Below are 4,626 nucleotides of genomic sequence, written 5' to 3' on the forward strand. Positions count from 1 at the left end.
ATCAGGCCGCGTTCTGGCGGTCGCCGTCGATTTGCGAGCGCATCTGTCTGGCCAGACGGGTCTCGAAGCGGCTGGCCACGGCGCGATCCCATTCATTCGAAATCTTCGCGTCGTCCGTTTTCCGCGGCATCGCCATCAGCCGGTCGATGATCGATCCAGCCTCGCCAGGTGAGAGCAGGGCGTCGATTTCACGTTCGTTCTGCATATCGGTTCGCCTCCTTCTTCCTCTCCCGCCACGAGCCAGTCTTATACGAGATTCGTGACGGCTGTTTGAAGGCAAGAGCGAGGTCATTGAAGGGCGTCGAAGGGCAAAACCGTGTCGCGGGACCGGGCCATGCGCAAAGCTGTTCCTGCGCCTTGGCAGGTCAGGTCAAGGAGAGATCTACAGCCGCTTTTCGAACAGCACTCGTGGTAAAGCCACTGTCCCATTCGTCGTCTGGATAGCGGTTTTTCTCGACATAGCCGACCGCCTTGTAGAGGGCTTGTGCCGGCAGGTTGAACGTGTCGGTTTCCAGCCGCGCCTGCGCCAACCCGGCGGTGCCGATTGCCTGTTCGGCATGGGAAAGCAGCTTGCGGCCGACACCTTGGCCTTGACGGGATGCCATGACGTGCAGGGCCTCGATGAAATCCGCGCGCCAATGGATCAGGCCGGCGACCTCGCCATCGATCTCGGCAACGGCGAACTCAGGCCAGCTCCGGTCGACATAGCGCCCGCCAATATCCGTCTCGACATAGCACCGCGCCGCTGCTTCGGTGATGTTCGGCAGCCATGTGCCTTCGAACGTTTCCTGCAGCACCTGCTTCAACGCCGGAATATCGCTCGCCTGCGCCGGGCGCACGATGATTCGATCCTCTGCCATTTTCCGTCTCCCGCCAATGCATGTCGCCCAAAAGTGCCAGCGGTTTTGGGATGACGACATGCATAAAAATAAAGGCTGCCGCACGGGCTCTCTTTCGGCGACACGCCATCTTGATCTCACGCTGGCTGCCGAAGATCTGTGCGATCCTCGGCAGCCTCTCGCGAAGTGGGCTGACTAGCAGATAGCGATGGCGGCGGCTTTCATCCAGTGGTGCCGGATGTCGGTCCAGAGATGGAGCGGCGCGCGCCTTACACGTAGCGGTTGACGATATTTTCCAGCAGTTCCTGGCGGCCGGACCTCGGCTGCGGCTCGATCTTCTTCTTGACGACACGCTCGGCGATATCCTCAAGCGTGCGCTTGCCGGCGAGCATCGCCTTGCCCTCGGCCGTGTTCCAGCCGGCATAACGTTCGGCCAGCGGCGCCGATAGCGCCTTGTCCTCAACCATGCGGGCCGCGGCTTTCAGGCCACGTGCGCAAGAGTCCATGCCGCCGATATGGCCGATCAGCAGGTCCTGCGGATCGAGCGACTGGCGGCGCAGCTTGGCGTCGAAATTGGTGCCGCCGGTCTTGAAGCCGCCGGCCTGCAGGACCTGGTAGTAGGCCAGTGCCATTTCCGGCACGTTGTTGGGGAACTGGTCGGTGTCCCATCCCGACTGATAGTCGTTGCGGTTCATATCGATCGAACCGAAAATGCCGAGCGCATTGGCCAGAGCCAGTTCGTGCTCGAAGGAATGGCCGGCCAGGATGGCGTGGCCCTGCTCGATATTGACCTTGACCTCCTTCTCCAGCCCGAAGCGCTTGAGGAAGCCGTAGACCGTGGCGACATCGTAATCATACTGATGCTTGGTCGGCTCCTGCGGCTTCGGCTCGATCAGGATCGCGCCCTTGAAGCCGATTTTGTGCTTGTAGTCGACGACCATGCTGAGGAACCGGCCGGCCTGTTCCTGCTCGCGCGCGAGGTCGGTGTTGAGCAGCGTCTCATAGCCTTCGCGCCCGCCCCACAGCACGTAGTTTTCGCCCTTCAGCCGCTTGGTGACGTCGATGCAGCTTTTTACCGTCGCCGCTGCGTAGGCAAAGACATCCGGATCGGGATTGGTGGCCGCCCCCGACATGAAGCGGCGATTGGAGAACAGATTGGCGGTGCCCCAAAGCAGCTTGACGCCGGTCTGCTTCATCTTCCCCGCGAAGTAATCGGCGATCTCGTCGAGGCGCGCGGCACTTTCGGAAAAATCCTTGCCTTCCGGCCGCACATCGGCGTCGTGGAAGCAGAAATAGGGCGCGCCGAGCAGCGAGAACATCTCGAAGGCGACGTCCGCTTTCAGCTTTGCCAGCTCCATCGTGTCGGTGCCACCTGCCTTGGGGAACCACGGCCGGTCGAAGGTCTGGCCGCCGAACGGATCGCCGCCCGGCCAGGCAAAGGAGTGCCAGTAGGCGACGGCGAAGCGCAGATGGTCTTCCAGCCGTTTGCCGGCGACGAGCTCGTCGGGATTGTAGAACCTATAGGCCAGCGGATTGGTCGAATCCGGCCCTTCATATTTGATTTTCTTGATGTCGCCGAAAAATCCGCTGCTCATGATTTCTGTCCTCTCACAAAGTTCTGCCGCCATTACCTCAGGCGTAATTGGTTTCAGGCCAGCGCCGGTTGAAAAGGGTCATGTCAAAACCGTCAAATGAAGGAGACAGACCATGACCGACCTCACCAAGATCGCTGAAAACTACATCACCGCCTGGAACGAAAGCGATGCCGTCCGCCGGACCGAATTGCTCAAGGCGACCTTCACGGAAGACGTCAGCTATCGTGATCCGCTCATGCAGGGCGACGGCCATGAAGGCGTCGCGGCTCTGATCGACGGCGTGCAGCAGCGCTTTGCCGGCTTCCGGTTCTCGCTGAAGGGCACGCCGGACGGTTTTGCCGACAAGATCCGCTTCTCGTGGAATCTCGGGCCTGAGGGGACGCCATCGGTGATCGAAGGTACCGACATCGGAATCATCGAGAACGGCCGCCTGAAGAGCGTCACCGGCTTTCTCGACAAGGTGCCTGCGCAGTAAGGACTTCTGGGCGAGGCGGGTGCGAAGCGCCCCCCTCTGGCCTGCCGGCCATCTCCCCCTCAAGGGGGGAGATTGGCTGTCTTTCCCGCCATCGCTAATTATCAACCTTGCAAGACGAGTAAAGCCGTCAACGCTGCCGATCTCCCCCCTAGAGGGGGAGATGCCCGGCAGGGCAGAGGGGGGCGCCTCGCACTGAATCACGCGGTTACAGCCCTGATCGCCGGGTACAGCTCCCGGTAGCGCTGATAGGCATCGGCATAGACGCCGCCAAGCGCCGCGTCCGGTTCGATCGTGGCATCCGTCCTCGGTGCCGTACAGACTTCCAGGGGATCGGCACCAGTCGCAGCGATCAGGCCGAGCCGTGCGGCGCCAAAGGCGGCGCCGAAGTCGCCGTCGGCGGGAATGTCGACAGGCAGTTGAAGCGCGGTGGCAATCGCCTTCAGCCAGTAGCGCGAGCGGGAACCGCCGCCGATCGCCGTCACCCGCGTCAAACTCGTGCCGGCCTTCGCCAGGGCGTCGAGGCTGTCGCGGAAGGCAAAGGCCACACCCTCCAGCACGGCCTGGGTCAGCACGGCACGGCTCGATTCATGCGCCAGCCCGGCGAACGCGCCGCGAATGGCGGCATCATTGTAGGGTGTGCGCTCACCCGAGAGATAAGGCAGGAAGGACACGCCGCTGGGCGCCTCCAATGTGTCGCCGAGTTCAGCGGTCAATTCGCCGGCGCTCTTCCCGGTGATTTCGGACAGCCAATTGAGCGAATCCGTTGCCGACAGGATGACCCCCATCTGGTGCCAGGTGTTCGGCAGGGCGTGGCAGAAGGTGTGAACCGCGCTAGCCGGGTTGGGCAGGTAGGAAGCGTTGGCGGCAAACAGCACGCCCGATGTGCCGAGCGAGACGAAAGCGTGGCCGGCGCCGACCGTGCCCATGCCGCAGGCCGAGGCCGCATTGTCGCCGGCGCCGCCGGCGATTGGAATGCCGGCCTGGACGCCCCATTTCGAGGCCAATTCACTGCGCAGTGCGCCTGCCTTGTGCGTACCCTCGACCAGCGACGGCATCTGCTCCTCGTCGAGCGACGTCGCTGCGAGCAGGTCCGTACTCCAGCGCCGGTTGCCGACATCGAGCCAGGAGGTACCGGCAGAATCCGACATCTCCGAAATGTGTTCGCCCGAAAGCCAGAGCCGCAGGAAATCCTTGGGCAGCAGCACTTTTGCGACCTTGGCGAAGAGAGCGGGTTCGTTGTTTTTCACCCAGGCAAGTTTCGGCGCGGTGAAACCGGGAAAGACGATGTTGCCGGTCAGAGCGCGGAAGCGCGGATCGGCATCGAGGACAGCCGCCTCGGCATGGCTGCGCGTGTCGTTCCACAGGATGCAGGGACGCAGCACCTTGTCGGCGGCGTCGAGCAGCGTGGCGCCATGCATCTGCCCGGACAGGCCAATGCCCTTGACTGCCGCGAGTTCATCCGGATGGGAGGATTTGAGCTCGGCGATTGCGTCTTCGCAAGCCCGGATCCAGTGCTCGGGATTCTGTTCCGACCAGCCGGGATGCGGCCGTGAAACATCAAGCGAACCATGGCCGGAACCGACGACGGTTTGCCCGGCAACGATCAGCAGCGCCTTGACGCCCGACGTCCCGAGATCGAGGCCCAGATACATGTCTTCCTCCCACGCCAGTTAATTTTTTCGGGTCTCGAAAAAATCTGGCTTGGCCAGTTTTTAAA

At 62.3% G+C, this 4,626-nt stretch carries 5 protein-coding genes; 1 reads left to right on the top strand and 4 read right to left on the bottom strand.

The features are described 5' to 3' along the window. Window position 1: 1 nt before the first annotated feature. The 3 genes from EN749_RS30995 to xylA form a co-directional block, all read right to left on the bottom strand. A complete protein-coding gene (locus EN749_RS30995) occupies window positions 2-205 on the bottom strand; it encodes a hypothetical protein (RefSeq protein WP_127398055.1) in 204 nt (67 codons plus the stop codon). Window positions 206-365: 160 nt separating this feature from the next. Further along, window positions 366-860, bottom strand: coding sequence for an N-acetyltransferase (locus EN749_RS31000; RefSeq protein ID WP_164873729.1), 495 nt, complete (start codon window positions 858-860; stop codon window positions 366-368). A gap of 248 nt (window positions 861-1,108) precedes the next feature. Next, window positions 1,109-2,434: a xylose isomerase gene (xylA, locus tag EN749_RS31005; RefSeq protein ID WP_127328551.1), complete on the bottom strand. Its 1,326-nt coding sequence runs from the start codon at window positions 2,432-2,434 to the stop codon at window positions 1,109-1,111. Window positions 2,435-2,546: 112 nt separating this feature from the next. Here xylA and EN749_RS31010 point away from each other — a divergent pair, with 112 nt between their 5' ends. Next, on the top strand, window positions 2,547-2,909 hold the full coding sequence (locus tag EN749_RS31010) for a nuclear transport factor 2 family protein (protein ID WP_127269938.1): 363 nt from the start codon (window positions 2,547-2,549) through the stop codon (window positions 2,907-2,909). Window positions 2,910-3,106: 197 nt separating this feature from the next. Here the strand turns inward: EN749_RS31010 and xylB are convergent, their stop codons facing one another. Then, a complete protein-coding gene (xylB, locus tag EN749_RS31020; protein WP_127808247.1) occupies window positions 3,107-4,561 on the bottom strand; it encodes a xylulokinase in 1,455 nt (484 codons plus the stop codon). Window positions 4,562-4,626 lie beyond the last annotated feature (65 nt).

Source organism: Mesorhizobium sp. M7A.F.Ca.ET.027.02.1.1 (assembly GCF_004022985.1).
In the GTDB taxonomy this organism is placed as follows: domain Bacteria; phylum Pseudomonadota; class Alphaproteobacteria; order Rhizobiales; family Rhizobiaceae; genus Mesorhizobium.